General features: G+C 59.4%; 25 protein-coding genes, 1 tRNA gene and 1 pseudogene. 7 read left to right on the forward strand and 20 right to left on the reverse strand.

What is annotated here, in order from left to right; genetic code table 11:
• Positions 1-50 precede the first annotated feature (50 nt).
• The 4 genes from V5B44_RS24545 to alaC all read right to left on the reverse strand — a co-directional run bounded on the left by V5B44_RS24545 (position 51) and on the right by alaC (position 4,945).
• Positions 51-923 (reverse strand): lipid A biosynthesis acyltransferase, encoded by an 873-nt coding sequence (locus V5B44_RS24545; protein WP_332361789.1) that lies wholly within the window; start codon positions 921-923, stop codon positions 51-53.
• A 218-nt stretch (positions 924-1,141) separates the two neighbouring features.
• Positions 1,142-2,452 (reverse strand): homoserine dehydrogenase, encoded by a 1,311-nt coding sequence (locus tag V5B44_RS24550; RefSeq protein WP_332361761.1) that lies wholly within the window; start codon positions 2,450-2,452, stop codon positions 1,142-1,144.
• Positions 2,453-2,518: 66 nt separating this feature from the next.
• Positions 2,519-3,751 (reverse strand): pyridoxal phosphate-dependent aminotransferase, encoded by a 1,233-nt coding sequence (locus V5B44_RS24555; protein WP_332361763.1) that lies wholly within the window; start codon positions 3,749-3,751, stop codon positions 2,519-2,521.
• Between the two features lie 9 nt (positions 3,752-3,760).
• Positions 3,761-4,945: an alanine transaminase gene (gene alaC / locus V5B44_RS24560; RefSeq protein ID WP_332361765.1), complete on the reverse strand. Its 1,185-nt coding sequence runs from the start codon at positions 4,943-4,945 to the stop codon at positions 3,761-3,763.
• A gap of 168 nt (positions 4,946-5,113) precedes the next feature.
• Here alaC and V5B44_RS24565 point away from each other — a divergent pair, with 168 nt between their 5' ends.
• Complete coding sequence (locus V5B44_RS24565) at positions 5,114-5,485, forward strand: Mth938-like domain-containing protein (RefSeq protein ID WP_332361767.1); 372 nt, start codon at positions 5,114-5,116, stop codon at positions 5,483-5,485.
• Positions 5,486-5,542: 57 nt separating this feature from the next.
• A complete protein-coding gene (locus V5B44_RS24570; protein WP_332361769.1) occupies positions 5,543-6,424 on the forward strand; it encodes a polysaccharide deacetylase family protein in 882 nt (293 codons plus the stop codon).
• A 64-nt stretch (positions 6,425-6,488) separates the two neighbouring features.
• On the opposite strand, the gene V5B44_RS24575 is transcribed toward V5B44_RS24570, so the two are convergent.
• A complete protein-coding gene (locus V5B44_RS24575) occupies positions 6,489-7,181 on the reverse strand; it encodes a Bax inhibitor-1/YccA family protein (protein WP_332361771.1) in 693 nt (230 codons plus the stop codon).
• Between the two features lie 216 nt (positions 7,182-7,397).
• On the opposite strand from V5B44_RS24575, the gene V5B44_RS24580 reads away from it, so the two are divergent.
• Positions 7,398-7,485: transfer RNA gene (locus V5B44_RS24580), tRNA-Ser, on the forward strand.
• Between the two features lie 942 nt (positions 7,486-8,427).
• Positions 8,428-8,850 carry a hypothetical protein gene (locus V5B44_RS24585; protein WP_332361773.1) on the forward strand — a complete coding sequence of 141 codons (423 nt, stop codon included), beginning with the start codon at positions 8,428-8,430 and terminating at the stop codon, positions 8,848-8,850.
• A 338-nt stretch (positions 8,851-9,188) separates the two neighbouring features.
• On the opposite strand, the gene V5B44_RS24590 is transcribed toward V5B44_RS24585, so the two are convergent.
• The 3 genes from V5B44_RS24590 to V5B44_RS24600 all read right to left on the reverse strand — a co-directional run bounded on the left by V5B44_RS24590 (position 9,189) and on the right by V5B44_RS24600 (position 10,988).
• Positions 9,189-9,863, reverse strand: coding sequence for a hypothetical protein (locus V5B44_RS24590; RefSeq protein ID WP_287666973.1), 675 nt, complete (start codon positions 9,861-9,863; stop codon positions 9,189-9,191).
• A gap of 87 nt (positions 9,864-9,950) precedes the next feature.
• Positions 9,951-10,772, reverse strand: coding sequence for a hypothetical protein (locus tag V5B44_RS24595; RefSeq protein ID WP_287666970.1), 822 nt, complete (start codon positions 10,770-10,772; stop codon positions 9,951-9,953).
• Between the two features lie 9 nt (positions 10,773-10,781).
• Positions 10,782-10,988: a hypothetical protein gene (locus V5B44_RS24600; RefSeq protein ID WP_287666967.1), complete on the reverse strand. Its 207-nt coding sequence runs from the start codon at positions 10,986-10,988 to the stop codon at positions 10,782-10,784.
• Between the two features lie 431 nt (positions 10,989-11,419).
• Between V5B44_RS24600 and V5B44_RS24605 the strand changes: the two genes are divergently transcribed.
• Together V5B44_RS24605 and V5B44_RS24610 are read left to right on the forward strand one after the other, a co-directional pair.
• Positions 11,420-11,893, forward strand: a complete 474-nt coding sequence (locus V5B44_RS24605; protein WP_287666966.1) for a hypothetical protein — start codon at positions 11,420-11,422, stop codon at positions 11,891-11,893.
• Between the two features lie 33 nt (positions 11,894-11,926).
• Positions 11,927-12,790 (forward strand): hypothetical protein, encoded by an 864-nt coding sequence (locus V5B44_RS24610; RefSeq protein WP_287666964.1) that lies wholly within the window; start codon positions 11,927-11,929, stop codon positions 12,788-12,790.
• A 67-nt stretch (positions 12,791-12,857) separates the two neighbouring features.
• Here the strand turns inward: V5B44_RS24610 and V5B44_RS24615 are convergent, their stop codons facing one another.
• From V5B44_RS24615 to V5B44_RS24660, 10 genes are all read right to left on the reverse strand, one after another.
• A complete protein-coding gene (locus V5B44_RS24615; RefSeq protein ID WP_287666962.1) occupies positions 12,858-13,583 on the reverse strand; it encodes an HAD-IB family hydrolase in 726 nt (241 codons plus the stop codon).
• A 107-nt stretch (positions 13,584-13,690) separates the two neighbouring features.
• Positions 13,691-15,196 (reverse strand): helix-hairpin-helix domain-containing protein, encoded by a 1,506-nt coding sequence (locus tag V5B44_RS24620; protein ID WP_287666959.1) that lies wholly within the window; start codon positions 15,194-15,196, stop codon positions 13,691-13,693.
• Between the two features lie 9 nt (positions 15,197-15,205).
• Complete coding sequence (locus V5B44_RS24625) at positions 15,206-15,499, reverse strand: hypothetical protein (protein ID WP_287666957.1); 294 nt, start codon at positions 15,497-15,499, stop codon at positions 15,206-15,208.
• Positions 15,468-17,147, reverse strand: coding sequence for a PP2C family serine/threonine-protein phosphatase (locus V5B44_RS24630; protein ID WP_332361778.1), 1,680 nt, complete (start codon positions 17,145-17,147; stop codon positions 15,468-15,470). The genes V5B44_RS24625 and V5B44_RS24630 overlap by 32 nt, the downstream gene beginning before the upstream one ends.
• Before the next feature lie 5 nt (positions 17,148-17,152).
• Complete coding sequence (locus V5B44_RS24635) at positions 17,153-18,199, reverse strand: TerY-C metal binding domain-containing protein (RefSeq protein WP_287666952.1); 1,047 nt, start codon at positions 18,197-18,199, stop codon at positions 17,153-17,155.
• A gap of 425 nt (positions 18,200-18,624) precedes the next feature.
• Positions 18,625-19,266: a vWA domain-containing protein gene (locus V5B44_RS24640; RefSeq protein ID WP_287666949.1), complete on the reverse strand. Its 642-nt coding sequence runs from the start codon at positions 19,264-19,266 to the stop codon at positions 18,625-18,627.
• Positions 19,267-19,273: 7 nt separating this feature from the next.
• Positions 19,274-19,915, reverse strand: coding sequence for a TerD family protein (locus V5B44_RS24645; protein WP_287666946.1), 642 nt, complete (start codon positions 19,913-19,915; stop codon positions 19,274-19,276).
• 12 nt (positions 19,916-19,927) lie between these two features.
• Positions 19,928-20,566, reverse strand: coding sequence for a vWA domain-containing protein (locus V5B44_RS24650; RefSeq protein ID WP_299157562.1), 639 nt, complete (start codon positions 20,564-20,566; stop codon positions 19,928-19,930).
• A 45-nt stretch (positions 20,567-20,611) separates the two neighbouring features.
• Complete coding sequence (locus V5B44_RS24655; protein WP_287666940.1) at positions 20,612-21,190, reverse strand: TerD family protein; 579 nt, start codon at positions 21,188-21,190, stop codon at positions 20,612-20,614.
• A 15-nt stretch (positions 21,191-21,205) separates the two neighbouring features.
• Positions 21,206-22,252: a DUF475 domain-containing protein gene (locus V5B44_RS24660; RefSeq protein WP_299157555.1), complete on the reverse strand. Its 1,047-nt coding sequence runs from the start codon at positions 22,250-22,252 to the stop codon at positions 21,206-21,208.
• 942 nt (positions 22,253-23,194) lie between these two features.
• Between V5B44_RS24660 and V5B44_RS24665 the strand changes: the two are divergent.
• A pseudogene (locus V5B44_RS24665) lies at positions 23,195-24,016 on the forward strand (IS1595 family transposase); the annotation flags it as partial.
• Between the two features lie 109 nt (positions 24,017-24,125).
• Here V5B44_RS24665 and V5B44_RS24670 read toward each other — a convergent pair.
• Together V5B44_RS24670 and V5B44_RS24675 are read right to left on the reverse strand one after the other, a co-directional pair.
• The gene (locus V5B44_RS24670; RefSeq protein ID WP_332361782.1) at positions 24,126-24,485 is read right to left on the reverse strand and encodes a hypothetical protein; all 360 of its coding nucleotides are present in this window, start codon (positions 24,483-24,485) and stop codon (positions 24,126-24,128) included.
• Positions 24,482-26,761, reverse strand: a 2,280-nt coding sequence (locus V5B44_RS24675; RefSeq protein ID WP_332361783.1) for a hypothetical protein, incomplete at its 5' end; no start/stop codon positions are given. The genes V5B44_RS24675 and V5B44_RS24670, both read right to left, overlap by 4 nt.

A 26,761-nucleotide genomic window follows, 5' to 3' on the forward strand; every position in this document is an offset into this window, starting at 1 on the left:
TTCGGTTCCACTGCCGGAGGAAGCTGCCCGGCGATCGGCCCGGGGGAGGATCAATAGGGGCGTGGCTCGCCCGCTGGCCGGGTCTTGAAACGACGATGGACCCAGTAGTACTGCTCAGGCAGGGTGCGCACGGCCGCTTCGATCCAGGCGTTCATGCGGCGGGTGTCGGCCTCGACGTCGTCGGTCGGAAAATCCTGCCATGGCTCGCCAACCGTCACGACATAGCCCTCGCCGCCGGGCAGGATGCGCGTCACGCAGGGGACGACGGTAGCTCCGGCCAGGTGTGCCAGTCGCGACAGACCGGGAACGGTTGCCGCCAGGACACCAAAAAAAGGGACAAAAATCGAATCCTTGCGCCCGAAATCCATGTCCGGCAGGTAGTACAGCGGGCGCCCTGCCTTCATCGCCCGGATACTGGCGCGCACGCTTGCGTCACGCGACAGCAGCAGCTGATCGCCAAAACGACGACGGCCGCGTAGCAGCAGACGGTCAAAGACGGGGTTCGACTGTTCAGCGTAGATGCTCGCGCTGTCGAAGCGCATGGCAATCCCGGCGCCGCCGGCGTCGAGTCCGACGAAGTGCGGCGTCAGCATCAGCACCGGCCGGCCCGCCGCGAGCAGCGTCCGCATTCGCTCTTCGCCCTCCACCCGGATCAGCCGCGACAGCCTCTCCTGACTGGCCCAGAGCAGCAGGCTGCGCTCGAGCACACTGCGACCGAGTACCCTGAAATGTGCTTTCGCCAGCAGTCGACGCTGTTCATCATCGAGTTCCGGGAAGCACAGGCCGAGATTGACCAGGACGATGTGCTGGCGCCGACGGGCAAGCACGAAAAAGGCGCTGCCGAGCGCACTACCGCAGGCCGCCAGAACGGACAACGGCAGGAAATGCAGCAGCCAGAGCACTGCGACGAGGAGTCGACTCAGCACCGCTTCAGGTGGCAGCAGTCAGTCTTGCCTCGATACAGGTTGTTCATGCCATGCAGCCTCATGCCACGGTTGGTTGGTCGGACGTTCAGGCGTCGTTGGCGCGGTATTGTACTTTCATCGAGGCGACGCCGACGCGCTTTTCCGCTTGCCCCGTAGCCGCAAACGGATCTGGCACCATGAAGCCGATTAACGATCCCTGAACTGCCGGTCTCCCACTACAGGAGCTCTTCCAGCCGCAGGCGAATGATCCTGCCCCTGACCGCTGCCAGCGCCTCGATGCCGGCAATCGCGGTGTCGATATTCCGTTCACGCGTCTTGTGGGTGAGCATGATGATGTCGGTCTGCTCTTCACCCTCGCCCGGCTCGCGCTGGATCATCGCGACGATCGAGATGCCATCGTCGGCGAGAATTCGCGTCACGTCGGCGAGCACGCCTGGCCGGTCTTCGACGCGCAGGCGCAGGTAGTAGCTGCTGACGACGTCGGCGATCGGCAGAATGGCCAGATCGAGCATTGCGTCGGGCTGAAAGGCCAGATGCGGGACGCGGTGCTCGGGATCGGCGGTGTGCATGCGCGTCACATCGACCAGATCGGCGATCACCGCCGAGGCGGTGGGCTCGGCGCCGGCGCCCTTGCCGTAGTACAGCGTGGCGCCGACCGCGTCGCCCTTGACCAGCACCGCGTTCATCGCCCCCTCGACGTTGGCGATCAGCCGTTTGGCGGGAATCAGCGTCGGATGCACGCGCAACTCGACGCCCTCGGGGGTGCGCTTGGTGATGCCGAGCAGCTTGATGCGATAACCGAGTTGTTCGGCGTACTTGATGTCAGCGGCGTCGAGCTGGCTGATGCCCTCGATGTACGCCTGGTCGAAACTCATCGAGTTGCCAAAAGCGATTGCCGACATGATCGAGAGCTTGTGCGCGGCGTCCACCCCTTCGATATCGAAGGTCGGATCGGCCTCCGCGTATCCGAGCCGTTGCGCTTCCTTGAGCACCGCCGCGAAAGACAGCCCCTTGTCCCGCATCTCGGAGAGGATGAAGTTGGTCGTGCCGTTGATGATGCCGGCAATCCATTCGATACGGTTGGCGGTGAGGCCCTCGCGCAGCGCCTTGATGATCGGAATGCCGCCGGCGACGGCGGCTTCGAAAGCGACCATCACGCCTTTTTCCTGCGCGGCGGCAAAAATCTCGTTGCCATGCTTGGCCAGCAAGGCCTTGTTGGCGGTCACCACGTGCTTGCCATTGGCAATCGCTTGCAGCACTAGCTCCCTGGCGACGCCATAGCCGCCGATCAGTTCGACGACGATGTCGACTTCCGGGTCGCTGACCACGGCAAAGGCATCGTCGGTAACCCGACAGCTACCCCCAGTCAGTTGGCGCGTCCGTTCGAGGTCCCGGTCGGCAACGATGCTGACCTGAATGGGACGACCAGCGCGGCGGGTGATTTCTTCGGCATTGCGCTTGAGTACGGCGTAGGTGCCGCCACCGACGGTGCCGATACCAAGCAGTCCAACGTTGATGGGTTTCATAGAGCAGTCAGGGAGGGTGGGTAGAGAAAACAACCGCAGAGCAGGCGAGTGGCGAACTCGCCGCAGCTACGCCGAGGTTCCGGCGCGCCTGCGATAAGCGGCAAGAAAGCGCGCGATGCGGGCAATGGCGTCGCGCAGATCGTCCTCGTAGGGCAGGAAGACGAGGCGGAAATGATCCGGTGCCGGCCAGTTGAAGCCGCTGCCCTGGACCAGCAGTACGCGCTCTTCCTGCAGCAGTTCGGCAATGAAGTCCTGGTCATTGTCGATCGGATAGACCTGCGGATCGAGCCGCGGAAACATGTAAAGCGCCGCCTTCGGCTTGACGCAGCTGACCCCGGGGATGGCGGTAATCAGGGCATGTGCCAGGTCGCGCTGGCGGCACATGCGGCCACCCGGCGCGACCAGGTCGTCGATGCTCTGATAGCCGCCGAGCGCGGTCTGGATGGCATGCTGTGCGGGCACGTTGGCGCACAGTCGCATCGAGGCGAGCATGTCGAGGCCCTCGATGTAATCACGGGCCTCGCGGAGGTCGCCGGAAACGACCATCCAGCCGGCGCGATAGCCGCACGAGCGGTAGTTCTTCGACAGACCGTTGAAGGTCACCGTCAGCACGTCCTCCGACAGGGAGGCGATCGCCGTGTGTGTGGCACCGTCGTAGAGCACCTTGTCGTACACCTCGTCGGCGTAGATGATCAGGTTGTGTTGGCGCGCGATGGCGACTATCTCGCGCAGCACGCTCTCTGGATACAGCGCACCGGTCGGGTTGTTCGGGTTGATCACCACCAGCGCGCGGGTTTTTGGCGTAATCCTGGCACGCAGGTCGTCGAGGTCAGGCAGCCACTCGTTCCCTTCGTCACAGAGGTAGTGACAGGGCGTGCCGCTCGACAGACTCACGGCAGCCGTCCATAAAGGATAGTCGGGCGCCGGTACCAGCACTTCGTCGCCGGTATTGAGGAGGGCGTTCATCGCCATCACGATCAGCTCGGAGACGCCATTGCCGATGTAGATGTCTTCTAGCGTCACCCCCTTGATGTGCTTCTGCTGCGTGTAATGCATCACCGCCTTGCGCGCCGAGAAGATGCCCTTCGAATCCGAATAACCTGCTGCATTCGGCAGGTTGCGGATCATGTCGAGCTGGATTTCCTCGGGCGCCTCGAAGCCAAAAGCGGCGAGGTTGCCGATGTTCAGCTTGATGATGTGGTGACCGTCGTCCTCCATCTGCCTGGCTTTCTGCAGCACGGCGCCGCGGATGTCGTAGCAGACGTTGTCGAGCTTGTTCGATTTGAGTACCGGTTTCATCGTCCTGGCCTAGAGCAGGCCGTCCTTCCTGAACATGTCCTTGATGCCGCGAACGGCCTGGCGTGTGCGCTCCTCGTTTTCGATCAGCGCGAAACGAACGTGATCGTCGCCATACTCGCCGAAACCGACGCCGGGCGACACGGCAACCTTTGCCTCGCCGAGCAGCTTCTTGGCGAATTCGAGCGAGCCCATCTGCTGGTAAGCCGCGGGGATTTTCGCCCAGATGTACATCGAGGCCCTGGGTATTTCGACCATCCAGCCGGCTTCGTGCAACCCCTTGGCGAGCACGTTGCGACGGCCCTGATAGAGCTGGCGCACTTCCTCGACGCAGTCCTGCGGACCGTCGAGGGCGATCACGGAAGCGACCTGGATCGGCGTGAAGGTGCCGTAGTCGTGATAGCTCTTGATGCGCACCAGCGCGTTGCACAATTCCTGGTTGCCAACCATGTAGCCGACCCGCCAACCGGCCATGCTGTAGCTCTTCGACATGGTGAAGAACTCCACGGCGATCTCGCGCGCGCCGGGAACCTGCATGATCGAAGGTGCCTGGTAGCCATCGAAGACGATATCGGCGTAAGCGAGATCATGGACCACGAGGATGTCGTGCTGCCGGGCCAAGGCGATGATGCGCTCGAAAAACTCGAGGTCTACACAGCGCGCGGTCGGATTGCTCGGAAAACCGAGAATCATCATTTTTGGCTTCGGAATCGACTCGCGGATGGCCCGCTGAACCTCCTCGATAAAGTCGACATCCGGCGTCATGCGTACCGAGCGAATGTCGGCGCCGGCGATGATCGCTCCATAGATATGGATCGGGTACGACGGGTTGGGCACCAGAACCGTATCACCACGGTCCAGCGTGGCGAGCATCAGATGCGCGAGACCTTCCTTCGAGCCGATGGTCACCACCGCCTCGCTCTCCGGGTCGAAGCTGACGTCATAGCGTCGCCGATACCAGTCGCAAATCGCCCGGCGGAGGCGCGGAATACCTTTGGAGATCGAATAGCCATGCGTGTTCTCACGCAGCGCCGCCTCGACCAGCTTGTCGGTGATGTGCTGCGGCGTCGGACCATCGGGGTTGCCCATGCTCATGTCGATGATGTCCTCGCCGCGCCGGCGTGCGGCCATCTTCAGCTCGGCGGTGATGCTGAAGACGTAGGGTGGCAAACGTTCGATGCGGGGAAAGTCTCTCATGATCCAGGCTCGGGAAATGGTCAACGCTACTCGCCGCGATCGACCGTAGTTGGCACAACGCATCGATCGACACCCGTCGCAGCGGAGCCAGCAGTCGCTGTCACCCTCTGAACGCGATCGGCAAAAAAGCTATAATCGTACTTCAACGCAATGTGCACCGCAATTTTCATGAAACTGCAGCTCGACAAGACCGATGGTTTGAACACCTTCACCGCTTACGGCGAGGGCTACGTCTGCGTCAATGGTGTCCGTCACAACTGCAATCTGGCCGTGTTGCCCGATCGCCTGCTGCCGAACTGGACAGAGGCGACCTTCGAAACGCTGAGCGTTGCCGACCTCGAACTGCTCGCCGCACTCGATGCCGAGATCATCCTGCTCGGCACCGGCAACCGCCTGCGCTTCCCGGCCCCGGACCTTTTGCGACCGCTGGTGCGCGCGCGGAAGGGGCTCGAAGTGATGGATCTGCCGGCCGCCTGCCGCACCTACAACGTCCTGATGGGTGAAGGCCGCAAGGTCGCCGTTGGCCTCCTCCTTGTCTGACTGCTCGCCGCAGTCGGCGGCTTCTTCCGCCCCTGCTCAGCCACGGTTTCCCCTCCGATGAAGCGCATCGCCCTCAAGATCGACGTCGACACCTGCCGTGGCACACTTTTTGGTGTGCCGACGCTGATCGAACTGCTGCAGCGGCATGAAGCATCGGGCACTTTCTTCTTCTCGCTCGGTCCCGACACCAGCGGTCGGGAAGCACGCCATCTTTCACCAAGCCGCTACTACGATCTCGTCACGCGCCTCTACGGGCTGCTCCTGCCGGCACCGGATATCGGGATTCGCGGCGCCGGCTGTATGCGGCAGGCGCGCGATGCCGGTCTTGAAGTCGGCATCCATGCCTGGAACCGTGTGCGCTGGGAAAAATTTGTCCCGACGGCCGACAACGCCTGGATTGAAGCCGAAATGGAACAGGCCAGCCGGCGTTTTGCTGCCGTTTTCGGTGAGCAGGCACTAGCCCATGCTGCATCTGGCTGGCGGATGAATCGTCATGCCCTGCGCCTGACGCAACGCCTCGGCTTCTGCTATGCCAGTGATTGCCGGGGAAATTTCCCGTTCATTCCGGTCGTTGATGGGGAACTCGTCCACTGTCCACAGCTGCCGACAACGCTGCCCACGCTTGACGAACTCCTCGTCACCGCAACGACTTCTGCCGCCCAGGCCGCCGAGCGGATCCTCGCCGAGTCCGCCAGCATCGACGGCGACCACGTGTTCACCTTGCGCGCCGAGCTTGAGGGAATGAAGTACAAGGCTGCGTTCGAGGAACTGCTCGTCGGTTGGACGAGCAGGGGTTATCGACTGGTCGCCTTGCGCGATCTGCTCACATCGCAAAACATCGCCACCCTGCCGCGCCACACCGTCGTTTTTGCCGAGGTGCCGGGTCGCTTCGGCCAGCGAATGACACAGGGGCCCGCTTTCCTCGATACTTGTATATGAACAACGGTGTTGAATGAACAAGGGCGGCCGCAGCCGCCCTTGCCTGCCAGAGCACCGGATTCGATCAGTCGCGATCGCCGCTGAAGACCATAAGCAGGTTGAGCAGGCTGACGAAAACGTTGTAGATGTCGAGATAGACCGCCAGCGTTGCCGAAATGTAGTTGTCCTCGCCGCCGTTAACGATCCGGCTGATGTCATAGAGGATGTAGGCCGAGAAGATCATCACGGCAATCGCCGAGATGGTCAGCGACAAAGCCGGAATCTGGAAGAAGATATTGGCCAGCGCTGCCAGCAGAACGACGATCATGCCGATGAACAGGAACTTGCCCATGAAGCTGAAGTCTTTCCTGGTCACGGTCGCCACGCCTGCGAGCGAGAAGAAGATCACCCCGGTACCGCCGGCAGCCATGGCGATCAGCGAACCGCCGTTGCTGAAGCCGAGCGCCACCTGCAGAATGCGTGACAGCATCAGGCCCATGAAGAAGGTGAAGGCCAGCAACAGCACCACCCCCATGCCACTGTTCTTGGTCCGCTCGATGCCCCACATGAAGCCGAAGGCGATACCGAGGAAGAGCAGGAACGACATGAACGGGCTGCCGGACATGAACGAGAATTGCATCTGTACGCCGACCAGTGCGCCGAGAACGGTCGGCACCATGGTCAGGGCGAGCATCATGAAGGTATTGCGCAGGACGCGGTTCTGTTGCAGCGCTAGCTCGCCGCTGGCCTGGCCTGTCATCTGAAACTGGGGTTGCATCGTGTTCCTCCTGTGTATGGAAATGCGACTACGGCCCTAAGACTAGCCAAATAGGAAAAAAGTTTCAATGCTGGCGGTTCCTTGGCGAGCAAGGCCGTAGGGTGTCAGCGGGTCGCTGGTGGCTCTGGAACATCAGTGGCCATGCTATCATTCGCGCCGCACCGACGCGTGGCAGTGGCCTGAACGGGCTGCGAGTCGAGTCAGTGGGGATTTGCAGGAAGCGTGGCAGAGTGGTCGATTGCACCGGTCTTGAAAACCGGCAACGGGCAACCGTTCGTGAGTTCGAATCTCACCGCTTCCGCCAGTTATTGTCTGCAAAGCCAGACGCAGCAAGGGTTTCAGGTTTATGCATATGGGAATACCATCATAGGACCCATCACTCCGGTTGCGCTTGCATGGCATGTCGTGAGACAACGCGCCTTTGCCGCCAGCCTTCTGTGACTGTCACGGAAAGCCCGGCAGCGTTATCTGGTCAGCGATCAGACCACCGCCATCAACATCGTGTTGCCCGTGGTCACTAGCTCGCCGTTACGCAGTAACGCCCGGCGCCGGGTGTCCGCGCCTTGACCCCAGCCGCGGGACGTTTACACTTCCACAGGTACCGCCGTCGAGGCGCTTCAGTCCAACGAGGTTTCTCTGCCGCGGATACGTCGACGGCAAGGCCGGACGCTTTCGGCGCGGCACATAAACGCTATTCCTTAGGCATCTGGAGGGAGACTCATGACGACCCGCGGTGTTGCACTCAAGCTCCTCCAGTGTGCCGTCTTCCTTGCGGTGATGTTCGTCGCAATCCAAGTTGCTATCGTCATTGGCGTCGAGCGCAAGTCGTGGCTTCAGCTTTCGTGGGAGTTCCTAGTCGGCGGGTCAGGAGTTGTCTTCTTTGTCATCTTCGGAGCGATCGGCTGGGTCTGCGGAGCACTCTACGGCGGTCTTGGTCTCTTGTCGCTCATGGTCGGCGGCGCCCTTGGCGGTCTTGGCCTTGGCGCTGTCGCAAACATCGCACGCAGTCCTCGTTGTCGGGTTCTTTGTGGCCCAGTTCCTGTCTTCAATGGCGCTACGTGCCGCAGTTCGCTCAACTGCCGCGCAAAAGGCAGTCAACCATATGGCGACAGATGCCTAAGCGAGTAGCCGGAGCTTTTCCCTCCCCCGGACCCCCACGCAACCCACCGTGCGGGTCCATAGTGGCGAGGAAGCAGGCGCCGGAGTTGACCGAATGACCACTCGTAGTTGCGTACCAAACCCCGAGATGATTGCTAGCGTCCAGGCGGCTTTGGGCAGGTGCGTGCTTCTGTACCAGGCGACCGAGCAGGTGCTGAAGCTCTTTCTCCCTCATGTGCGCGCGACGGAGAATGCAGCACGTCAAAATCTCGACGTCGATTGGCGAGAACTTCTTGACTCAAAGAAGACCCTGGGACAGTTGGCAGGAGTCTTGATGGAAAGGACATCTGGCTCCAACAGAGAAGGCCTAGCCTTGTGGCTTCAGACGGTGGTCTCTCAGCGGAACGACGTTGTTCATCACTTTTACGACCAAGCCTTTGCCTCGCTTCGCACCGAGACAGAAGTCGAAGAAGCTTTGACTTACCTTCAGGTTCGCCAAGCTGCAGCGTCGCAACTGCTCAGCGTCATCAAGACGCTCGCAATGATCACCCTGACGGACGATGCGGTCTAACGAATAACGATCGATGGTGCGAAGCCACGCGCCAGCAGTCCGTCAAGGGCGAGCAGAATTGACGCTGGCGGAGCGATCACCCGCGCGGGGATAGCTCCCGCTTGCTTACTGTGCACCGAAACCTGCCTGATCGTCGCCGTTGCGTGTTGCCGAAGGCATTGCGCACTGCAACACTAGCACTTTTCGCGCCAGAAATGATTACTACCACGTTAACGCCAAACGCTTAGATTAGAGGCACGGTTCGTGCGGTGCATTCCGCTTGGCATTGTGCGGTGCGCTTTTCACCGCGCTGTCAACGTACCAACGAACGCCGATTTCGACCGTTTTGCGAAACAAATTCAGCGCCAGCCGTCTGCATCATCGCGCACACCGCACTGCCGCTTCTTCATCGACTCCAGCCATCTCGCTAGCCCCGCCAACGATGTCCCGACAAAAGCATCATGCTCCGCTTTCAGCTGTTCAAAGGTGCGCAAGTGCATGCCCGCCGGTTTGCCGCCTTCGCGGTTGATGATGCCCGCCGGCCAGCCCAGACGCCGCCTGATCTTCTCGGCCTGCCCCCGCGCACGATCGTCCTGCGCTTCCCGCTGGCTTGCATAGACCAAACGGTAGCAGTGGCGACAGGCAAACAGTCTGCCGGGACCGTAGACAACGGCGACGCGCCGACCGCAGGACGGACAGATCCACCAGCGCCTTGTCCCCCCGTAGGTGCAGGGCGTGTGATCGAAGCGAACCGGCTGCTCGACATCCTGCCAACTTTCATCATCACCACTGCGGTGCCGGTAGAGAAGAATGACGCGATCAACTTCCACCCGACCGTGAATATTGGCCACCGCACGGCCACCGACGGTCCACTCCCACCCGAAGAATTGCCCTTGGATCAGGACACCGGCCCGTTGCAGCCTGCGTATGTCGAGTGGCGTCGAGTCTTCAGTGGTGCGCTTCGCGCCGTAGTGCCAGCGTCGCCCGCTGCCGATTCCGCCCATTTTCTTGCTCCCGGATTTTACCGAAATCATCAGGCAATTCTGCTGGAGCATTGTTGCCTGGACCTGCTGAAACCCTCGCCAAGCCCAGCATTGCGCCGGTTTTGATGGTGTTGCACTTCATGCAACGCGCAGGTCTTTCAGCTTCAGAATCATGGCCAGTGTTCGCTCGAATTTCCGATCCAGGTGCGTTTCGTAGCGGTTAAGTTGCTCCAACAGGTGCGGCCGCAGCCCTTCGCCCAGAGCTTGCGCCTTGATCGCCGCGGCATGTCGGACTTGCTGCACGATACCGGCGCACACGGGTTCCAGCGATTCACGGATGAACCCCGCCAGCCCTTCAGCGGTCGCCGGGTACTCCTCCTCGTCGACCTGTGTATCCCACCAATCGCGCGAGTCTGGAATCAACGCCCGACGAGCCTTATCGTAGGCATTCGGGCCACCCTTGGCCAGAATCGCTGCCGCTTTTCGGGTCGCAGCCAGATCAACGTCTGCCTCCTGCCGCCGTTCGGCAATCCGCTCCGTTGTCGCGTTCAGCAAGTTGGGCAAGTCGCCATGTTCTCCGGACAGGTCAGATTGGAAAGGTGCAGCCGCAGGTATCACTGTCTTCGGGCTGCGCAAGGTGCTTTTTAGCCCCTCGTTAATCTTCGCGCCTTCGGCCAGCAATACCCGCCGCTTGCGCCAAATGATCGTGGCAAGCTCCTCTATCAGATGCCGCTCGGTAATGCCTGCCGGCTTGTGCTCATCGATCAGAGCCGCGAGCAGGTCGTCAAACTCGGCATGGTCTTCGTGAGCCAAGACAGCCAGCGTGGACAAAATGCCGTGTTTCATGGCGTTGAAGCGCACGGCTTGATAGCCGCCATTTGCGTCGGGTACCGGCTTCTCTGCTGCCGAGAAGGGGATGACCGCGGAATTGCTTAACGCCTTGCCTTCAACTGTTTCCATAGCCTTGCCTCATTTCGTGATGGTCACGAATTCGTACCGCCGGCCGATTTCTGCCCAAGCTCGCTGTGCACACATCCGGGCGGCCTCCGAAGCATCAACGCGCCCTAGGATCGCCAGCAGCGCCCGTAGCGGCGCGTTTTGTTCATCGCGGATGCCGTCTGTGATCGCCCGGCTGTCACGCTGCCGCTGCGCGCGTTTGCGTTCGGCAGCAGTCATCGGTTGGTCGCCTTTGGGCGGTCGGCCTCGTTTCGTGACAGTCACAGAGCTGTCAGCCATCGCTTCCTCTTATATTTCGTGAGGGTCACAATAATACCACGTCCATGGCGATCTAGGCGAGGCTCCGGTCACTTGCGGGAGCGCAGTTTGGTACCAGCGGGGGATCAGTGGTGGAGAAAGAAACCTGACGGCTGACTCTGCGGTGCATAAGCCTGCTGTATCCGGGGGCGCCGCTCATCGCTAGAATGTCTGCATGTCGCGGCAAATTCCTCCGCCAACCCCGGAAATCAATCGTCTCAGAGCCGCCGCAGCCCTGATCCCGATCATTGAGTCTGGCTTGTTGGAGTCAAAGGTCTCCGTCGATGCCACTTGGCTATGGTAATATATCAGATAGTTTTCTCAGTTCATTCTAAACACGACTGTAGCGAAACATGTCCATCAGCCTGTCCAAAACGTCACACCAGGCGACACTGTCACAGACCGCCTCCGGTGGGGCTGTGGGGGGCGACCCCGTGGAGGCGCTCCGCCAGAGGGTCGCCCAGCGCGTGGTCGAGGCCTACTGCGACTCCGCACTGCGGTTCGAGTTGATCCGCTACGGAGTAAACGATCTCGCCCTCGACTCGTCGACGGCTGGCCACGTAACCGACATGGAACTCGATTCCCTTGGATGCGCAAACGAGACGAAGCTTCTAGAGGAGCTTGACGGCCTGTTAAGAAGATTCACCGACAACGACAAGAAGCTCGACCAGAAGGAATGCGCTGACGCCATTCAAATCGTTTGCCGACCGAAGTCTGGCTACTCGAAGGGACTTGTATTCGACACCGCCGAAAGGCGTGTTGTCGAGTTCTGTAGGGCAAACCGTGTCAAGGTTAAGGTCGGGTTCCTGCGCTGGGAAATCCCCTGACGGGGCGAATCACTCGATGAAACGGGAGAACAAATGAATCCGAACGACCAAGCATGGCTGAAGAACCGCGTTCACGCTGCGGTGGACGACGACTTTTATCTCGACCGTGACGAGGAAAAGCGTATCAAGGAAGAGGCGGCTGCCCGGAGCATTGCGGTCAAAGACACCGAATTAGTCCTTCGCTCCGAGCTCGATCAGGTCGGCGCCGTTTGTGAGCGCGTCCTGCTTGATGAACTCGACCGTCTCTTGCACCAATTCACCGACAACGACAAGCGGCTTGACGGCAAGGAGGAGCGGGACGCTCTGGACAAGGTGCTGACGCCCGCCTCCCAGAAACGCAAGGGGCTCGATCCTCGCGTGGCCGAGGAGTATGTGAATTCATTCTGCAAGGTGAACGGTGTTCGCCGCGACACCGAGACCAGACGCTGGCTCGTACCGCTCGTCGCCATTGCCGTCGTGGCTGCCCTAGCGGTTTTCGGCTTTGTGGCTACACGCGGCGAGAAGACTGTCGTCCAGACGAAGGTGGAAACTAAGGTCGTTGACTCCGCCGCTGTCATCCTCACCGACAAAGACAAGGGGGAGATCGACGACCAACTCCGCCGCGCCGCACAGTTCGTCGAGAAGGCGCAATACACCGATCCTCCTGAGAAATCGGCGAAGGCGTGTCTGGACGCCATCCGTCAAATCGACCCCAAGGGCCAGTACCGCGGCGAGGATGTACGATCTGTTTCCAACAAGATCGTAGACCATTATCTCGCCCTTGCCGACAAGAGCCACGCAGCCAAGGATGTCGCTGGCATGACCCGTTGGCTTGAGCGGGCTAAGCTCATGGGGGCGGGGAGCGAAGTCATCCGCGAGAAGGAACGGGCCCTGGGAATTATCGGTACGGAGCGCTGAGAAGGGGCGGGATGGGCAGTCGCACAGTCCGCCAAGCTCACCGCCCGCCTGCCTTGGACGATGGGCCTCAACGGGGCTCAAATACTCTCAAATTCGGGTGGTCCGCTGCGCTAAGCATCTCACGATCTCCTGCAGAGTCTCCGTACGCGTGAAGCTCGCATTCCGAGAGATCGCCGAGCAGTCCGATCAACTGCCTAACCTTCTCGGGACCGCGGCAGTTGTATCCTTTAAGCCGGCCGTCAAAGACTAAGTGATTCACCGAAGGACGTGTGCACAGCAAGTCGTCGAAACCAAGTTCTCGGCAGACGGGTTCAAGGTATAGATCGAGAGACGCGCTCACCATTACCAGTCGGTGCCCTTGCGTCTTGTGCCACTCCGCTTTCGCGCGTGCGGCAGGCCTTATCCATTCGAGAATTTCGGCGGCGTGCCTCCTCCCCTCCTCGCGAAGCCTTGCGACGCACTCGCCCGAAAACAGCTCGCTGACCAGCAGTTCCTTGAATTTGTCTCTATCCGAGACCCCAACGACAATCTTGCATGCTTCTGGAACCAAACGTAGGAACGCGCTGCTGACCCTCGCCCTACCGAAGGCCCTGTTCAGGAAGGGAAGGAAGGTGTCTCGTGTCGTCATCGTGACATCGAAGTCGAAAGCGGCGACGATGGGGCGATCGCTCCTTGCAGAAGCATCGACGTAGGTGTCTGGGACGACTGGTTGCATGCAGCGCACTATGTCGAAGCCGGCGGATGAGTCGGCGTTACGTTCCCACTTCGCCACATGGCCGCACTTGTACCGCATTTAGATGAGATCCCGAAGTTGCTGTGATCCGGCGAATTGGCAAGATTGGGGCGCACCACTCCTTGACCGATCGAACGCGACCCAACCCGATGGCGTCGAGCCAACTGTCAACTCTCAACCATCTGAACGACCACCAAGCGCCCCCCTTCACCCTTGGCAAGGAGAAGTTGCTGCCCGTCCTTGAGTTCGACCTTGTTTCCGATCGGGACAGTTGTCTTGCTTGCGCCGTTGATCTCCGTCAAGTCAGGTAACCCCTCGTTGACCAGCCACCAGATGTCATTGTGCAGGACGAAGTAGCCCACCCGTTTTTTCTGAGAGTCCGTCAGCCTCTCGTTTGGAGCGATAAGGTTGTTCGCATGCCACAAGAACAAGGACTGCCCCGTCCAAACCATCAGTCTGTGGTTATCCGGACGGAATTGTCCTTCCTTCCGTGACGAGTACAGATTGAGAATCGGCAACTTGCCCTTGTGAGGCGTCCCGCAGAACGGGCAGCGTGGTTTTGTAGAATTGTCAAACACATACCATTTCTGGGTGCAGCTCGGATTCTGGCAAGGCTGGATCAGATCGACCGTCTTGACCAACGCTGTCTCCCAGTCGTTGGCCGAGGGGCGCATACCGGGCTCGTGGAGGCCTGTCACAAACGCCTGCAGGAACAGCGGTGCCAAGTAGGGCCCCGTTATTGTGTATGGCATCCTCTCAGTGTCTGCCCAAGGCAGCTCTGTGGGCTTGGCATCCGCGACCCTAATGCGGTTGCTCCTGTCCGTCGGATGTTCGACGAAGAGAGCCTTCTCTCCCATCGTCAGGGACTCGTCGCGCTGCTCATCGTCGACGTCGTGAACCTTGCCGCCACGCAACGGATGACGGTAGAGAAGATACATGTAGATGAGTACGGCGAGCGCGTGCTGGTCGGTTTCCCGCCGCGGAAGTTTCCTGTTCGGGTCGCCTTTCGCCAGGTGATTGGTCATCACGACCTCGGGAGCAATGAAGTCTGGCGTGCCCACGACGTCCGGTGGATATTTCCCCGGAACAACCAGGCCGTCAACGTCGATCACGCAGGCGAAGCCTTTGGATGGGTCGACAAGCACGTTCTTGTAGGAGAGGTCCGAGTGGGCCAGACCCATCATGTGCATTTTCTTCACCGCCCTCGACAAGAGTACACACATTCTGATGTGATTCAACCAATCCCCGAGCTCTCGGGGATCCATGAAACGATTGCGCAGACTCGATGCCGCAAACCACTTGCCTTCCTTTTCCTTCCCCTTGATGCCGAGAACATCGTTGTTCTTAGATCCGTGTTCGAAAAAGAAGTGACTAGGATATGTAGGCGCTACCAGACCAAGCTTGCCTTCATGCTCAAGCGCGGCCGTCGGCCAGCAGAACAACGTCTTCCAGTAGTCGCCACCGACTTGACTAAAAAGCGCCTCCCGGTATCTCCCTGTGATCATTTGCAGGCGGTCCCGAGCCTGGAAGTCCTGCTTCTCCTTGTAAAACGCAACCACGTAGGACTTGTCTGGAGCGAAATGCACATCCTTCATTGCACCCGATCCGATGACGTCCTCTACGAACTCGATGCTCTGTCCGTCGAGGGTCTTGCATTTCACAACCTTCGCCATCAAGATCTCCTAGGCAACGCGGGCAACGACCACCAAGGCCGCCAGCCAAAGGGTAACTGTCTCTGCCGTTTCCACCGCGTCCATCGGCGACCAGCCTTCGGGACGGGCGGCTGCGAACAAACCGAACAGGGCAAACAGAGACAAGGATGCAATAGCCGCCGCCAAGCCTAAGGCGTCAGCCAAGGGGTCGGGCTTGGTGCCAGCGAATGGGAGTGCGATCAGCAGAGCGGCGACCGGCGCAACCTTTGCCTTCAAAGCCACGAATTCCTCCTCAGAAGAGAACAGCGATCGTTCGGTCGTCATGGTCTCCTGGAGAGAAGAACTCAAGCCAGTCCGTCAAGACCCTGTCTTTGGCTGCGCCCCCCCCAGACCCATCAACTAGTGGGCAAATCTCATCCCAAAATGCATCCCACTTCGCGGCGTCGGCCAGGTTGTTGTCGGTCCCAAACTTCGGATCCGAAACACCGTCTGTCATTAGGATCAGCGCCGTAACATCTTCGAAACGCCCAATACTTACGCGCTTCCCAAAATCCGGATCGAAAACGAAAGCTTTGTCAAGGAAACGCGTCTCTCCGGAGAACTCGCCGCTATCAGGCGTCCCCATAAGCCTCACTTGGCCACGAGGGCCATACGCAGCAATGGCTCCATCACCCCTCCAGAAAGTGGCCACGAATAGTTCTCCATGGTCGTACCTTGCCACCGCGGCGAGTAACGTGGTGGAGTACTCCTTCGCCGCCACCCCGTTCGCTTGAGCCTCAGCCTCAATCGCCTCAACGGCGAGTTTCGCTGCTCGGTGGAAGAGGTAGTGGAAGTCCGTTCCAAGCTTCGTGCGGGCGGCATCGGGATCCGATGACCACACGGCAAGGGCGGATGTCATGCCAGCACCACAGTCGCCGCACAGTTCGGCCCTGAGGTGATCACCGAAAGCCTCGACCGCCAATTTCGATCCCCATCGGGAACTCTTTGCACTTCCCGCTCCATCCGCTACCACGAGCAAGCTCCAACCCGATGTCGGGTCATGGCTAACAAGAAAATCGTCGTCACGGCAGGTTCCAGAATGCTCGTGGGAACGACCGCGTCGGCTGGCGGCAACGATGCAGTGTCCGGAGAGTTCCAAGACCGCACCGTCCGTGTTCGGTTTGTAGTAGGGATCATCAGGGGAAGGATCCCTCTTCTGCCAGAGGCTCCTCGGATCTGGGTTGACGATCAAAAGGCACTCATCGGACGACCACGAGACACCATCCACTGACCATTGCAGAAAAATTCTGTGTTCTCCTGCAACGACCGGCTTGCCACGCAGATCTCCAGACCCTTCGTCGAAGTCAAGCCCTAACCCCTCTGGAACCCTTACGTTTCTGACGCGAACCTGTGCACCAGCCGCATCTGCTCCCCTAATCTTGTCAGCATAATCCTGCCCCACTTTTGCGTTCGGCACCCGGAATCTTGGCCTACTTTCGGCCGATCGTCCCGGATCCGCGTTCTGCGCTGGAGTCTGACCTGGCTTCGCTGCGACGTTCAAAGCGGCCGAACCGGCGGCTGCGGCGTCGTCCTGGGTCTGCGTCATTTCTTGGTTCCTATCGTCGTTGATCACGGTCGGCCCCGCCGGTGATGGTAGGGTAGGCAAATCGTCCGAATGCGAAAAACCGGTGAAGTCTTCCAGTGCATCGGGCTCAACAGACGTGGTGGATGCGGTCGATACCTGTATTCGGAGAGGTTTCAACTTTTTGCCGGGGTAGCGTGTATTCCAGAGCTTCATCACGGCGATCGCAAACGCATGCGCCTCGTCAACGACCTCGTCGCTCGCTATGAACTCATCGAGAAGCGGCAGTGCCACCGCGCCCACGTCAAAGAAAGGCTGTTTGCTGCGTCCGAAAAGCCCCAGCATCAGGTTTTCGATCTGCGGTCCATGGCTCGCTCTTTCTGCATCGGAAAGTTTTCGCGTCGTGTGCATGGATTTCAGCCCCGTCCACGACCCACGTCGAACCCGCCTTCTTCCATAGGAGCCGGGGCGAAAGCGACGGCTTTCTCGCACCATGGGCAAACTGCCTCCTGCGGGCCGTTGATGCACATGAGTTTGCCGCACCCGCAAACTGCGAAGGCGCAGATGTTGCCGCAATGCGGACACCCTGGCGAGCCCACCAATTCGGTAGTGTTAACCGTCAGGTTGGCCGAACGTGGATCTGACCAAGCGAAGTAGTCCTCGTCTAGTGGATAGCAACCTGAAATCTCGTAACGTGCCACCTGTAGCTTGAAGTCCCTGGTGGCCACGTCCTGCATTGCTCGTTCGTACTTGATAATGTAAGGCTTGCGGGTTTTCTGGCAGCGCCCTACCAGCGTTACACAAGCCTCGTCCGCCATCGGCGGACTCTCCTTTACAAGGCTCAAGATACTCTCGTCGAGTTTCGGCAAGGCTTGTGCTTCGGCTCCCTCGCCGACACTCTTGCTCTGCGCAACGACGGAGGCCGTAACCCAGTTGACGAACTTCCTGAAGTCTCCCTCCTGCGAGTCCTCGAAGACGAGCACATGCTGCGTGAGACTGCGAAGCGACGAAAAACCGGCGGACTTGCCTAGCCCGATCGCGACCATGGTGGCCTTTTTTGCATACTTTGCATTCCACTCGTCGATAGCCGGCTTCGGATCGTCAGTCGGCCGTCCGTCCGTCAGGAGGTACACGACAGGCTTCCAGTCCCCCTTGTGCTCGGCCGTCGTGCGCATGACAGACTTGTCGATTTCACGCATCAAAGCACCAAGAGCGGCTCCCAGGTTCGTCCCCCCGCCGAGAGGAAGTTTAGGCGGATAGAAGGAGACCAGTTCTACCAGTGGGGCGATGGTCCTGGCGACGCCTGCAAAAGCGACGACCGAGACGTAAACTGTCTCCAGTGCATGTGGGTCGGCCCGTAAGGCACGCACTATGGCCTGCAGGCCATCCTCCATCTTCTTGAGATTGTCGCCAACCATGGACTCCGAGCAGTCCAAGACAAAAAACAGTGGTAGTCTGCGCATTGCATCTCCTGTGGTTATGGGTCAGTGTCCGCTGACCGCAAGGGTATCAGTCACCAGTCGCGTCGCCTACGACGAGGCAATCGCAATCAACCGCGGTGTTGTACAGGTCCAAAGGACGTGGCGTGCACGTACCTGTTGGGATGTCGATCCCCGAGGATGTCCATACAAAACCCTTTGGGTGTGGATCTTTTCGGCCACGAAGGATCTTAGATAGATCAAATGGTTAACATATCAATGACTTGGAAAAGTTGCTCGGGCGCGGGACGTAACGAACGGGGATGGCGTTACCGAGCCCGCGGGTGCCCCATCCCTCTAGCGGCGAACGGATAATGAGTCAAAATCTGCCGGTTGAGGGCCGCGAAAGCGTGGTCGAAAAGAGCCGCACCCAAACCCTTTCAAAGCGCACTCACTTGCCACCCGGCACATCAGAGCACTAACTGAACCTCGGGTGGCGGAGGCGGAAGCGACGCCTGCCCGGTCACCCCAGCACTGCTGCTTCCCGCCGCCACGCTTGCAGAAACCATTTGGAAGAAACGTAAGAAAGATGCCTCGTCCATCGTGGCCATTGTTTCAACACTGTCCGTCAATTCCCGAAGGTATTCCTCCTTCGCAAACGGCCCGACCGCGCACGCGACAATACAGCCAAAATTGCGTTTTTTTACTTCGGGGATCGTCTGACGGAACGTGTGTAGATCACTTGGTTTTCCGTCCGTCATCAGGAAGAGTAGGGGCCGCCAGTCGCCTTTCGCGTCCTTGGTCGACTTCTTGACGTCTTTGTCCACGCAGTCCACCAGGAGTTGAAGTGCGGCCCCCATGAAGGTGGCTCCAGATTCCGGTACGGCCAAGTCAGTGAACTGCGCCTCGTGGAGTTGTGTAAGCGGCAAATAGAGTTTTGCCTCAAGGTCGAACGTGATGACGCAAAGATGCGCGCTCTCGAGAGCGTAGGGGTCCTTACGCAAGGCACTCAACATCGCCCGCATGCCAACGTTGACCGAATGAAGGGCTTCTCCGCGCATCGACCCGGAGGTGTCAAGGAGAATATAGACAGGCAGTCTTCGGTCGCTCATGCCAGGCTCACACGTACTGCTTGAGGAACTCTATGAAGGTATCCGACTGGGACGGGGCCCCGACGGCATTAAACTTCCAGCCGTCCCGTTCGCGGACTAGCTCGGCGAAAAGCATGGATCGGCACTCCACGTATTGTGCGCCACCCGAGAGGTCAAAGCGTGTCATTTCGCGGCCCTTGCCGTCCACGGCCCGGATGAATGCGTTTCGGACCTTTCCGAAACTCTGACCATTCTCGATGCCCTTATAGATCTGCACGACAAAGACGACCTTTGCGTATTTCTCGGGCAATTCGTTGAGCTCAACTATGATCTGCTCATCGTCGCCCTCACCAGCTCCTGTGCGGTTGTCGCCGGTGAGCCAGATGTGCCCGGAATGGTGGCGCATGCTATTGAAGAACACGACGTCACCGTTTACCAACGAAGGACGGTCATTTTCAATCTTGCCGAGATCGTGCACCTTGCCGTCCGCTCCGCAGAGGAACGCTACTACATCGAGATCGTACTCCGCCGGTTTCTTCGCGAACAGGCCCCCCAGGAATCCAGACTTCTCTTCGAGGATGTCCCAGCCGAGGCCTATGGTAACCATAGAGAGATCGTTCTCACTTTTCTTGAGGCTTACGCCCTGGCCCTTCTTCAAGCTGATAGCCATTTTGTCTCGGCCTCAAAGAACCACGTTAACTTCTGGCGGCGGTGGAGGCAGATCGCCGAGCCCGGAAACCTCTTTCTGGCCTTGGTCCACCTTGTGGCTGCCCGTTGAGACGCTGGCCGAGACCCACTTAAAGAATGCTTTGATTGTGTTCTGGTCAGCCGTGTCAAGCTGGACAACGACCTCGGTGACTTGCTTAAGAACTGTGGCGTCGGCCCCGGGACCAGCGGCGCAAGCAATGACGATTCCGGTGCGGACCTTACGAAGTCTGTCGAGGCCACGCTTCCAGTCGTCAGTTGGCGCCCCGTCTGTCATGATGAACACTAGAGGCTTCCAGTCACCCTTCGCGTCTGCTGTGGTCTTGGCGACCTCCGCTTCGATCCGGTCAGCCAGCAGGCTCAGAGCTGCGCCGAGTTCCGTGCTGCCGCTGGCGGAGATGGGGGGGGTCTGAAATGTTGCCAGTTCGGTCAGCGGAACAACCTGTTTCGCGGCGCTGTCAAATGTGATGATGGATAGGAACGCAGTCTCCAACGCATAGGGATCTTGGCGCAGGGTCGAAACAAGAATCTGAACGCCGTTCTTGACGGCTTCAATCGGTTCTCCACTCATGGAACCTGAAGTGTCGAGCAACAGGTATACGGGCAGCCTTCTCATCGTTTTTCCTTTTTTTCGTTTCAGTGATTCTTGTTGGGAAGTCAGCTAGGTTACTGTGACACCGAACTGTCCGCACATGGCACCAAGTCCGCCGCTGAAGCCCTGACCGACAGCTTTGAATTTCCACTCGGCGCCGTAACGGTAGACCTCACCAAAAATCATCGCTGTCTCGGTACTGTAGTCCTCGGAAAGGTCAAATCGCACGATCTCTACGTCGTTGTCCATATTCACAATGCGCATGTACGCGTCCGACACCTGCCCAAAATTCTGCCTGCGGTCCTCCGCATCGTGGATAGTCACACAGACGGCCAAGCGCTTGACATGGTCTGGTACCCTATCGAGGTCAATCTCTAGCGCCTCGTCATCGCCGTCGCCCGCTCCAGTGGTGTTATCGCCCGTATGCTTAACCGAGCCGCATGATGAAACAAGTTGGTTGTAAAAGACAAAGTCCTCATCACGTCGCACTTTCCCACTTTCCGCGAGCAAGAAAGCGCTTGCATCGAGGTCGAAGTTGGCGCCGTCGGTGCAACGTGCGTCCCAGCCAAGACCAACCAGGATGTGTTTGAGACTCGGCACCGTTCTTGACAGCGAGACGTTGCCGCCCTTACTGAGTGAAACAGCCATTTCAATCTCCTTAAGCTACTTTACTGATAAGCCTTCCGGCTCGCGCCGCTTGTAACGGATCGAGGACACCAGCGCCAGCGCAATGAACGCGACACCGATCGAAGCGGTCACCATCTCTGGAACATGGACAACTATGCCTGAAAGCATGATGACAGCTAACGCGCCAATCGCGTAGTGTGCTCCGTGCTCAAGAAACACGTATTCGTCGAGCGTACCTTTCCTGACAAGGTGGACAGTCAGCGAACGGACAAACATCGCACCGATGGCCAGCCCCAACATAATTATCACGACGTCGCGCGTGACCGCAAAAGCGCCGATCACTCCGTCGAAGGAGAACGAAGCATCCAAGACCTCAAGGTAGAGAAAGCCCGCAACACCGTTGCGCTTGGCTGTCGAGACAGCCTCTTCTCCCACTTGCTCGCTTTCAAAAAAAGTGTCAAGACTGCTAACGGCCACGAACAGGATTACTCCTCCCAGCCCCGCCACCAGCACTTTCAACCGAGTCGGCTGGTCTAGCGGTAACCACATTTGCATGCAAAAGAGAATGATCAAGGCCGTCATCACTGCAATGGAGTCCAATTTTCCCAGACTCGCGAGTCTTTCTTCTATCACTCCAAGCCAATGAAGGTCCCTCCCTTCGTCGAATAGAAACGTCAGGAAGACGAGTAAGAGGAACAAGCCACCGAATGCTGCGATGCCATGGTGGCTATCTGTAAGGTGTCTGGAATACTCCTCGGGTCGCTCCAGCGCCATGGTCGCCACATCCCCCATCCCTAAGCCAGTGGCTACAGACACGATCGCAATCGGGAAAAAAAGGCGCATGCCGAACACTGCTATCAGTACCCCGATGGTCAGGAACACCTGCTGCCACTTCTCCTCCATGTCCTTCAGCACAGATGCGTTCACCACGGCATTGTCAAACGACAGACTCACCTCCATAACTCCAAGCATCGCTGCAAGAACCACAGCCTGCACCATCCCCATTCCGTTCTTGGCGCCCCAAAAGGCGGCCACGCAAAGGCAGACGATGGTCACAGCAAGAGAAACTCGAAAATCTTTCATTGGGACCTCCCGTTGATGAAGTTTACGATCTCCTCAAACCAGAGGAATCGGCTCAAAGAGAGGACAAGAATCCACTCGCTGGCGAAAGGACAATGGTTCGGTCTGATCCAACGTGACTAGGATGCCGGGCTACGCGGCTGAAGTGAAGCCGGTGAGGCGCGAGAACTGAAAAAGCGGCGCTTCCCCCTTCGGGAAATGCCGAGTGCCACGTTTGTTCATCAAGAACACGACTACCATGTTATAAGGTGTCCTCCTCGGGTCTGGCGAAGTTTGGTTCGGAAAGGCGATAGGTCATGGCTGCGAGACTGCGAGCGGACGCCGACAGGGTTGCGCTGTATTCGAAACCGCCCTCCTGCAAGTGCCTGACGATCACGGCCATCTTCTGCTTGCCTTGACACGTCATAGAAAAACCGATCAAGTCGCCCATACGTGTCGGCTACCTAGACCTGGCTGTGCCGCAGCGCAGGCACACGTCGCAACGGGCCCGCGAGCTCTTGGTGACGATTCCCACCGACCGTCGGGCGAAATCACCACGGACCTCATCTGCACTACAGTTACCACACACCTGTCGCTGACGTGGCAATCGGCCGAGATCTGGAAATGCCCAAACTAGTTGCGTAGCCACCTCGCCCTCACGGGCATTGTAGCGCGGAACAGGCACGATTGGTGCGACGATGAATCAAGGAGCCACTGCGGTATTCACAACCCGCGTGGAACACGTAAGTAGTGCAGATCGCTAGACGCTTCCAAGACGGCCGCGTCTTGGCAATTGCTCATGGCCATTTGCCCATCACCAACCAGAAATTTCCGGCATTATGGAGCAACCACCCCTAATCTCTAAGGAGCCCCACGGCGGCGCCGAACTTTTTTCTGGCGGGCTCACTCTGTGAGCCCGTAGAGTCCTACACTGATCCTCATGACCCACCCCCATGAGCCGGCGCGATGAGTTTACATTTCCTGCTGAAAGCCGAAGCCCGTACCCTGTCCGTGGTTCAGGTCCTGGCCATGAGTGACGATGACGCTTTTGCCCTGTTCCGCCACCTGCGCTGGGGCGAAGGGAAGGAAGTGGTCTGCCCGCACTGCGGCATGGCGCACCGGCACTATTTCCGCCCGACCCGCAAGATTTGGCGCTGCGCGGGCTGCCAGGAAGATTTCTCCGTCACGTCCGGAACGATCTTCGCCTTCCACAAGCTGCCCCTGCGCCTGTACCTTGCGGCGGCGATCCTGTTTGCCAACGCCGTGAAGGGCATTTCTGCCCTGCAGGTGGGCCGCGACCTGGGCGTGTCCCACAAGACCGCCTACGTCCTCCTGCACAAGCTACGGGAGAGCCTGTTGGTGAGCCGGGACGAATCCGCCCTGCAGGGCGAGATTCACGTAGACGGGGCGTACGTTGGCGGGACGGTCCGGCCGGCGAACAAGAAGGAAGACCGGGTAGACCGGCGCTTGGCGGAGAATCAAGACCCGGACAAGCGCTGCATCCTGGTGATGCGCGAGGCCTACACCGAGGCGGAGGTCGAGGCCGGCAACGCCGGGGCCAGGAAGACGCTGACCTTCATCCTGAACAACGAGAACCAGGCCGACATCGGCAAGCTGGCGCCGGTCTACCTCGCCAAGGGTTCCGTGATCTGTGCCGACGAAGCGGACGCCTACGACCGGCTCCCTGCCAAGTACGCGGTCCGCCGGGTGAACCACGGCAAGGCGTACCGCGCCGATGATGGCACGACCAACAACCTGGCGGAATCGTATTTCTCCCGCTTCCGCCGACCGCGGCTCGTTCTCCCGCCGCCTGGATCGCCCCGGACGACGACAGCGCGAGAGTCACGCCATCCGCCGCCGGTGCTTTGAGGATCTCGGCCGTTGTCATATCTCGACCTCACCAACGCGAGAGAGGAATTGACACTTTTGGTTGTTGGCTGGAAAAAGCCGCCGAACCCGAAGAACCCGATACGATCCGCCAAACTTTGGCGTTCCCGCCCGCCGACTTGTCGGGGAGGATTCGCCGATTATCGACAAAACGGCCTTCATGGCGTTTGATCCACCAGCCGAGACGACTCCGATTGATAGCGCCGCCGCGATCTTCCGCGATTTCGCGGATCACGCTCGATAACTCGCCGGCCTTGTCAAAATCTGCACGCGCCACCAGATCACGCACGCCAGCCGCGGCCGCCCCGAGTGCATCCGTCCATTCTTTTATCAGGCGCCCGAGTAGTTCCGCGTCGGGGTCGTCACTCATCTGAGCGAACAAGGTCGTTGCCGGGTCGGGCAAGCCAAGCCAGATGAGCGAATGCCGGCAGTAGCCAGACCAATCGCTGAAACTGGCGATAGGGGAGATGTCGGGATTCCGGCCGGCCCGGCCAGAGCCCATGCTTTGACGATCGTCAGCACGTCGGACACGTGCCTGCCGCGATTGGCGCGAACCTCCCGCAGCAAGTTGGGGCGCTTGAAACGGCGCTCCGCCGGGGTTGCGCACAGCGGGTCAATGTTGATCGTCAGCACGCGCCGACACATATCCTTGATCGGCCCGACGTTGTTACCGCTGGACAGGAACAGCGTCCGGGTGCTGACCGTCGCATCCTTGGACGCGCATAGGATTCGGCCGCCGATGCTCTCCTCAGTGATGGCCGTTTTCAGCTTGTCGAACGGCAGCAGGTCCGTGTTCAGGTCGTCAAACTCGATCACGGCCGGGGATTTGAGCAGGAGCGCGAGCAGCAGCTTGCCGCACTCCTCTTCCGAATCCGGAAATGATACAGGCGATGGCGGGGCGGGCGTTGCCAGCGCCGTAGCAAGCTTGCACAGAAACGACTTGCCGCTGGCCTGCACTGGCGCCCGGACGTGGAACATGGGCGCGTGCGGCAGCGATGGCCGTATCGCCGCCGTCAGCAGCATGGCGAGCGCCGCTGCCTTGTCACACTCTGCGGCAAAGGAAAATTCATTGAGCAGATCGGACAAACGGCCCAGCGCCGCCGCGGCATCTTCTTTGCCGGGACTGTCGGGGATGCTGAACTGCCGCGCATCGAAGACGCCAAACATTGCGCTATCTGTGTCGTAGCCTGCGGTCGATACGATATGCCCGCTGGACCGCATGTAGGGCTGTCGGGCGATGCCGGACAATGGGGGCATGTGCGCATAGGTCTGGGCATAGAACAGCACAATGCAGTGCCGCTCTGGCGGGTCGCACGCTACCCACTCATCAGACCGCTTATCGAATCTCAGCCACACGGCCGCGCAGGAAAGGGCGCGCGTCATCGCCGGTTTGCTGGTCGGTATGATCTGGCTTTCTCCCGTCGCCGGGTCTGTGGATATGCTGGCGATCAGCCCGCCACGCTGGTAATACTTGCCGCTCTTTGCAAGCTCTTGCTCGGCTCGATCAACAATGCGATGCAGCTCGCCGCCGGACACCTTGATGGTCGGCTTCATTTTCGCCGAGACGACGTCAACGCTGAGGAATTCAAGCAGCGCCCCGATCTTGAACTTTGGCCCGTGCGAATGGCAGCAGTGGTATCCGCCACGGGGGTACAGGTCGTCGGGCTCGAAATACACCGCGCCGGTGTCTAGCGCGTCGGTGTGCTCATGAACCCATGGGCACGTGATGTCGTGCTTTGCGCCGCCGAGAGGCATTTTGTACATGCCGCGCTTTTTCAGTTCTGCAATGACCGGATTTGCCGCCGGGGCAGCCAGATACACATCATCGTTATCGTCCGCGGTTTCTGCCGGGGCTGAACGGACCGCTGCGCTTTTGCGCTGGCGTTTCGGCCGGCCGGCCGGGGCGAGCTCGATTTCCAACCCTTCGACAATCGCTTCCACTGAGTAGCGAAGATCGGGGCGCCACTCCACCAGGCGACACTGAAACGGACCTTCATACTTGCCGTTGATCGCTATCGGCAGCCGTGCAAGTCTGGCCGTGGGACCATTCGCCCCAGGATCGCACAGCCCGCCGGTGATGATGGCATTCATCAGCCGATCAGCCGCCGCCGCGTCGAGTACCGGCCCGTCAAGAATGAAACCTACTTGATGATTGCCAGGACTTGTTTCGATAGACCAACTCGGGGCCATGCTCACGCGATCAGCCGGAATCTTGTTTCCGATGTCGTCAAGCATTATGCAGTGCAGACCCGCGAAATTGGTCTTTTTCCGACGAACTACCCCATCATCGCCGGGATAGTGGCTGGACACGCAGAAATAATTGTTTGCAGTCGCCGGTGTCTCGATCTTCCCGAATGGCGCGCAATTTCCCCACTGCTTTGAGGTAGCGGGGTTGCCCAAGAATGATGTGACGGTCGCGGCCGCGCCATCCGGCAGCGCATGAAACACGGCGGCCATGAAGGCTCCGTTATCGGGTTCTTCGGCTTTGTCGCCTTTTTCTGGCGAACAACCAGAAGTGTCAATTTCGCTGTTGTCGTCTATGGCCGGGGTGAATTCAAGGGGAGCGTTCATAGCCGCCCTCCTTGGATCAGAGCGAGCAGCGCCGCGGCCATTGGTGCGGACAAACTGACGACGCAGGAAGCCGTC

The organism is Candidatus Accumulibacter necessarius, assembly GCF_036625085.1.

Coding starts and splice junctions, on each gene's coding strand:
- alaC (WP_332361765.1), bottom strand. CDS start 4,945: ATGAGAGACTTTCCCCGCATCGAACGTTTGCCACCCTACGTCTTCAGC.
- V5B44_RS24610 (WP_287666964.1), top strand. CDS start 11,927: ATGAATCCGAACGACCAAGCATGGCTGAAGAACCGCGTTCACGCTGCG.
- V5B44_RS24650 (WP_299157562.1), bottom strand. CDS start 20,566: ATGAGAAGGCTGCCCGTATACCTGTTGCTCGACACTTCAGGTTCCATG.
- V5B44_RS24565 (WP_332361767.1), top strand. CDS start 5,114: ATGAAACTGCAGCTCGACAAGACCGATGGTTTGAACACCTTCACCGCT.
- V5B44_RS24605 (WP_287666966.1), top strand. CDS start 11,420: ATGTCCATCAGCCTGTCCAAAACGTCACACCAGGCGACACTGTCACAG.
- V5B44_RS24640 (WP_287666949.1), bottom strand. CDS start 19,266: ATGAGCGACCGAAGACTGCCTGTCTATATTCTCCTTGACACCTCCGGG.
- V5B44_RS24550 (WP_332361761.1), bottom strand. CDS start 2,452: ATGAAACCCATCAACGTTGGACTGCTTGGTATCGGCACCGTCGGTGGC.
- V5B44_RS24590 (WP_287666973.1), bottom strand. CDS start 9,863: ATGATTTCGGTAAAATCCGGGAGCAAGAAAATGGGCGGAATCGGCAGC.
- V5B44_RS24660 (WP_299157555.1), bottom strand. CDS start 22,252: ATGAAAGATTTTCGAGTTTCTCTTGCTGTGACCATCGTCTGCCTTTGC.
- V5B44_RS24585 (WP_332361773.1), top strand. CDS start 8,428: ATGATTGCTAGCGTCCAGGCGGCTTTGGGCAGGTGCGTGCTTCTGTAC.
- V5B44_RS24625 (WP_287666957.1), bottom strand. CDS start 15,499: ATGACGACCGAACGATCGCTGTTCTCTTCTGAGGAGGAATTCGTGGCT.
- V5B44_RS24655 (WP_287666940.1), bottom strand. CDS start 21,190: ATGGCTGTTTCACTCAGTAAGGGCGGCAACGTCTCGCTGTCAAGAACG.
- V5B44_RS24630 (WP_332361778.1), bottom strand. CDS start 17,147: ATGCACACGACGCGAAAACTTTCCGATGCAGAAAGAGCGAGCCATGGA.
- V5B44_RS24570 (WP_332361769.1), top strand. CDS start 5,543: ATGAAGCGCATCGCCCTCAAGATCGACGTCGACACCTGCCGTGGCACA.
- V5B44_RS24575 (WP_332361771.1), bottom strand. CDS start 7,181: ATGCAACCCCAGTTTCAGATGACAGGCCAGGCCAGCGGCGAGCTAGCG.
- V5B44_RS24645 (WP_287666946.1), bottom strand. CDS start 19,915: ATGGCTATCAGCTTGAAGAAGGGCCAGGGCGTAAGCCTCAAGAAAAGT.
- V5B44_RS24615 (WP_287666962.1), bottom strand. CDS start 13,583: ATGCGGTACAAGTGCGGCCATGTGGCGAAGTGGGAACGTAACGCCGAC.
- V5B44_RS24595 (WP_287666970.1), bottom strand. CDS start 10,772: ATGGAAACAGTTGAAGGCAAGGCGTTAAGCAATTCCGCGGTCATCCCC.
- V5B44_RS24635 (WP_287666952.1), bottom strand. CDS start 18,199: ATGCGCAGACTACCACTGTTTTTTGTCTTGGACTGCTCGGAGTCCATG.
- V5B44_RS24670 (WP_332361782.1), bottom strand. CDS start 24,485: ATGAGTGACGACCCCGACGCGGAACTACTCGGGCGCCTGATAAAAGAA.
- V5B44_RS24555 (WP_332361763.1), bottom strand. CDS start 3,751: ATGAAACCGGTACTCAAATCGAACAAGCTCGACAACGTCTGCTACGAC.
- V5B44_RS24620 (WP_287666959.1), bottom strand. CDS start 15,196: ATGGCGAAGGTTGTGAAATGCAAGACCCTCGACGGACAGAGCATCGAG.
- V5B44_RS24600 (WP_287666967.1), bottom strand. CDS start 10,988: ATGACTGCTGCCGAACGCAAACGCGCGCAGCGGCAGCGTGACAGCCGG.